At 78.1% G+C, this 5100-nt stretch carries 2 protein-coding genes; both read right to left on the reverse strand.

The annotated features are described in order from the left end of the window. Positions 1-71 precede the first annotated feature (71 nt). On the reverse strand, positions 72-3932 hold the full coding sequence (locus tag PYV61_RS20660) for a hypothetical protein (protein ID WP_275835174.1): 3861 nt from the start codon (positions 3930-3932) through the stop codon (positions 72-74). Continuing rightward, positions 3929-4903 (reverse strand): hypothetical protein, encoded by a 975-nt coding sequence (locus PYV61_RS20665; RefSeq protein ID WP_275835176.1) that lies wholly within the window; start codon positions 4901-4903, stop codon positions 3929-3931. Before PYV61_RS20665 ends, PYV61_RS20660 begins: the two co-directional genes overlap by 4 nt. Between the last annotated feature and the right edge of the window lie 197 nt (positions 4904-5100).

Below are 5100 nucleotides of genomic sequence, written 5' to 3' on the forward strand. Positions count from 1 at the left end.
CGCGCGCCCGCGGCGCTGCGCCTTGGCGGCGGCGCGCACCGCGGCGCCGGCGCCCGGCTGCGGGGCGGGGCTCATGCGGCGCCTCCGGGCGTCGGGGTCTGCGGCAGCACGCGGATCCACCCCTCCTGCGCCTCGTGCGGCAGGCGCGGGAGGAGCGCCGCCTGCGTCGCCGCGACGATCGGGTCGTCGCGCCACGTCAGCGGCCCGGTGCGCCGCGTGAAGGTCTGCTTCTCCCCGAGCGACGCGACCAGCGGCAGCCGGATCTCGGCGGGGTCCACCAGCACCGGCCCGACGCGCACGCTCGGCACCAGCGCGGCGAGCCCGCGCGCCACCCAGTCGTGCTGCAGCGCCAGCGCCTTGCGCGGCAGCACCCCCGAGGTGAGGTGCGCCTTCCCCGCGGGGAGCATCAGCAGCGTGAGGCGCACCGTCTGCCCGGGGCGCACGAGCAGCACGTCGTCGCCCAGCACGTACGGGTGGTCGAGCGGCGCGACGTCGGGGACGGCCGTCTGCCCGAGCATCCCGAGCTGGCCGCGGTGCCGCCCGCCCTCGCGCGCGGTCGCGGCGACGACCTTGTCCACGAGGTGCAGCCGCGCGTAGTCGTCGTCGACGAAGAAGCCGAGCAGCGCGTCGTCGGAGCGGGTGAGCGTCCCGAGCTGCACCGGGAAGCGCCGCTCGCGCACCGCCGCGAACTCGGCGCGCCGCGCGTCGGCGGTCGCCGGCGCCGCCACGTCGACGTCGGCGAGGTCGTCGGGGACCTCCAGCGTCAGCGTCGCGCGCACCACGGCGATCGGGCGGCCGACCAGCCCGGCCACGCTCGGCGAGCCGAGCGCCGTGAAGGTGTCGACCGACCAGAGCGTCGTGTCGATCGCGCGCAGCATCGCGGCCAGCGCGCTGTCGGCCTCCGCGCCGACGCCGCCGGCGGCGCCGCGCGCCGACTCGTCGGCCAGCACCACGCCGGCGGCGAGCTGCCCGACGATCGCCGCGTGCGCGCCGAGCCCCGCCAGCGGCCCCGCGTCGGGGGGCAGCGGGCGTCCGGGCGCGGGCTCCCAGGTCACCGCGCCGCTCACCGCGTCGTGCGCCAGCTGCCCGAGCGGCGTCCCGTCGACGTCGAAGCACTCCAGCGCCTCGTCGACGTGGTCGGGGAGCAGGAAGCCGGCGACCGGGTTCACCGCCAGCCGCGGCTCCAGCTGGTCGACGAACGCGTCGGGGGCCAGCGCGGGGTCGGCGTCCTGCGGGTGCGCGGGGTCGACCAGCCGCCACAGCCAGCGCGCGTGGTGCTGGAAGCGCGGGCGCAGCGTGATCGCGGCGGGACGCGCGGGGACCTCCAGCGTCGTGGTCGTGCGCGCGGTCGCCGTCGGCACGTCGGCGGTGCGGCCGAACGCGTCGACCAGCCGCAGCGCGTCGAGGCGCAGCGTGCCGCCGAACAGCGGGACCGCGGCCCCGGTCGCGCGCGGGCGCTCGGCGCCGTCGTCGGCGATGCCGAGCAGCGCCTCGCGCACCCCGTCGAGCGACGCCGACACGAGGTCGAGCGGCGCCAGCAGCCTCGCGAGATCGTCGAGCACCGCCTGGTCGGCGTCGCCCAGCACGCCGGCGCGCTGCGCGTCGCGCTGGATCTCGTGCGTCAGCCACTCGGTGATGCTGGCGTGCAGCGCGCGCGACAGCCCCTGCCCCGTCGGGCTGCGCCCCTGCACGGTGCGCGTGATCGTCGGCGCCGGCGCGCCGGGCGCGCGCTCGAAGTCCAGCCCGTCGAGCGTCCACCCGTCGAGCGCGTCGCTCCCCTCCAGCGTCACGCGCCACTCCAGCCAGAGCGGGACCCACGGCTGCCGCCACGCCGTGATGGCGACGGGGCTCGGCGGCATCCCGGGGAGGAGCGCGTGCTTCGACAGCTCGGCGACCACCGCGCGGTCGATCACGTCCTCGCGCGGGCGCACCGCGCTCCACGGGTCGGCGGCGGCCGCGCGCGCCTCGCGGGCGGTGACCGTCTTCAGGTGGCTGCTGCCGTCGTACCTCCCCTCGGTGCCGAAGAGGCGCACCATCTCGCCGGCGAGGCGCGTCTCGTACGTGCCGCGCTTCCCGCCCGTCGTCGCCTCGCCCGCCGCGGCGAGCCAGCGGTACGCGTACGGGTTGAGCACGACCGCCTCGCGCACCACGCCCAGCATCTCCGGCGGCACCGCGCCCGAGCCGAGCGTCGGCACCACGTCCTGCCCGCGCACGACGCCGGGCCACCCGGGGACGACCTGGCGCGGGTAGCGGCAGCGCAGCACGCCCCCCTCGTACAGCCCGTCGCCGTGGTGGCGGTGGTTGGGGCGCGCGCCGCGCACGGCGAGCATCGGCGGCAGCGGGTGGAAGAAGCGCGGCGCCGGGCGCACCACCTCGCGCGCCTGCGGGCGCCCCGCGCGTCCGCGCGCGATCGCGTCCTTCGCGTCGCCGAGCGCGCGCGCGCGATCCTGCTCGGCGCGCGAGCGCGCCCCCTTCCTCTCCACCAAGTCGAGCGTCGTCTTCCACCGCAGCTCGGTGGACAGGCGCGCCTGCACCTCGTCGGCGAGCGCGCCGCGCCCCTTGCGGCCCACGGTCGTCGGCCCGACCGCCGCCGAGTCCTCGGCGCGCAGCCGGTCGGGGCGCGCGCCGGGGAGCGGCGTGCCGGGGTAGGAGCCGAAGCCGTCGCCGTGCTCGCGCTCCGCGAGGTCGGCGAGTCCGTCCGGATCGCCGAGCCGCTCGATCAGGTCGCTCGTGAACGCGGCCGCCAGCCGCTCCGCGTCGGCGCGGTGCGCGGCGCCGATGCCGAGCGCCTCGGGGCCGAAGGCGGCGATCACGTCGTCGACGTCGAGCCCCACCGCGACCGCCATCGACGCCGACGCCGGTCGGTCGTCGGCGCCGGCCGGGAGCGCGCCGCCCACCGGCACGCCGAGCACCGCGCCGTGCAGCAGCGCGGCGTAGCGCGGGAGCGACGGGCCGACGAGGATCTTCTCGGCCTTCGAGACGGGCACCGCGCCCTGGAACGCGACCGCGCCGAGCGAGTGCGCGACCGGGCGCCCCTCGGCGGTGGTGACGCTGACCGTCGGCTCGACCGCCGGCGACGTGAGGCCGACGCCCTGGCGGAGCCGCGCCACGCGCCAGTCCTCGGCGGGCTGCTGCGCGGTGTCCTCGACGTCGTGCTCGACGTGCCACCCCAGCTCGTCGAGGCGCGCGTCGAGCCCCTTCGTGCCGAGCGCGCCGGCGAGCGGGTCGCGCGCGACGTCGCTCCACCACCCGCCGACGACGTAGACGGCGGCGTTGGCGTGCGACGGCGCGGCGGCGAGGTCGTCGAGCGGGTCGTGGAAGCCGAAGCGTCCCGCGCTCGCGGCGTACGACGCGGACCAGAGCAGCGACCCGCCGCTCTGCCCGTCGAGCGGGTCGAGCGTCACCGCGCCCGCCGGCGGCGCGTCGGGGGTGCCGGCGAACGTCGCCATCGGCGTGACGCTCTGCGTGCGCGCGTCGATCACCCAGCCGCGCAGCGTCGCGCGCGCGGCGCCGTCGGGGAGGGACGCGCGGATCACCACCCAGCGGTCGGGGAGCGCCGGCAGCTCCAGCTCGGGCGACGCGTCGCTGCCGGGCGCGGGCTTCCGCTCGCGGCCGCGCAGCAGCGCGTCGGGCATCGCCCAGTGCAGGTGCACGCCGGCCGCGCGCACGGCGCCGGGCGCGAACGGGGGCGGGTCGCCGGCGAACCCCTCGCCGGGCGGCGTGCCGGTGACGGCGACCGTCGGCTCGCCGCCGCCCTTGGGCACGACGAACGCCTGCACGTCGACCGGGACGAGGATGCGCGTGCGGCGGTCGAGCCCGCGGTCCCAGGTGGCGACCGACTGCAGGTCGACGCCGGTGCGCGCGAGGATCGTCCAGCGCCGGTCGGCGATCGCCGCGGCGAGGCGCGCGGCGTCGAGGGTGGGGTCGCTCACGGCTGCACCGCCACGGTGAAGAGCTCCATCATCGTCCGGTACGACACGGTGGGGCGGAACACGATCGGCACCGGCGGGCGCGTGACGTCGCCGAACACCTGCCGGTACGGGAAGCGCACGAGCTGCAGCGCGTACTCGGCGCTGTCCAACCCGTCGCCGGCGCCGGTGCCGGGGCGCGCCTTGAGGCGGCGCTCCAGCTGCTGGATGTCGACCACCCCCGAGGCGCCGGCGCGGAACGGCACGTCGATCGGCGCGCCCGACAGGTACTCGAACGTCGTCGCGCTGCGCGGGCGGAGCGTCGGGCGCACCTCGCCGTCCACGACCTTCTGGTCGAAGCCGAACTGCACGCCCTGGCGCGGCTCCTCGACGTGCACCACCGCGGGGACGCCGTCGAACAGCGCGAGCAGCACCGCCGGCGCGAGGCGCTCCAGCCGCAGCAGGCGCATGCGGTCGGGATGCCCCTCCTCGTAGATCCCCTCGTCCCCCTCGTCGGGGTCGCGGTGGAAGGCGCGCACGTGCAGCGCCGGCCACCCGCTCACCGCGCGCGAGCGGAGGATGAAGCCGCTCACCGGTCCCGCGGGGCCGTCGAGCGTGGTGGCGGCGCGGCGGCGGCGGTTGCGCTCCGCGCGGTCGAGCGCCTCGCGGATCGCCGGGTACTCGGCGGTGAGCTGCGTGCGGTCGTCGGAGTTGACCGTGCCGACGCTCAGCGCGCCCTGCACCAGCGCGTCGGTCCACCGCCGGTCCATGTAGAACCAGCGGATCGACTCCTCCGGCAGCAGCGCGGTGTCGGCGACCAGGTACGCGAACGGCACGCCGTCGAGCAGCCGCAGGCGCACCAGCCAGTCGCGCAGCTCCGGCGGGATGGCGTCGAGCGCCGGCGCGGCCGCCGCCGCGGTGGCCGCGCGCGCGCGCTCGTCGACCACCACCACGTCGGGCGACGAGCGCGCGACGTGGAGCGGGAGGGAGGTCATCAGGGTCGTGGCGTCGAGCCGCATCGCGTCAGTCCTCGCTCGTGTCGTCGTCGCGCAGCCCGCCGCGCCCCAGCGCGTCGAGCAGCGCGTCCAGCGCGTCGCCCTTCGCCGCGCGGCGCGCGGTGCTCGACCGCCGCCCGGCCAGCACGGGGGCGAGCGGGTCGGCGGCCAGGCGCGCCACCTCGCGGTCCTTCCCC

The organism is Roseisolibacter sp. H3M3-2 (assembly GCF_029211165.1).
Lineage (GTDB): Bacteria > Gemmatimonadota > Gemmatimonadetes > Gemmatimonadales > Gemmatimonadaceae > Roseisolibacter.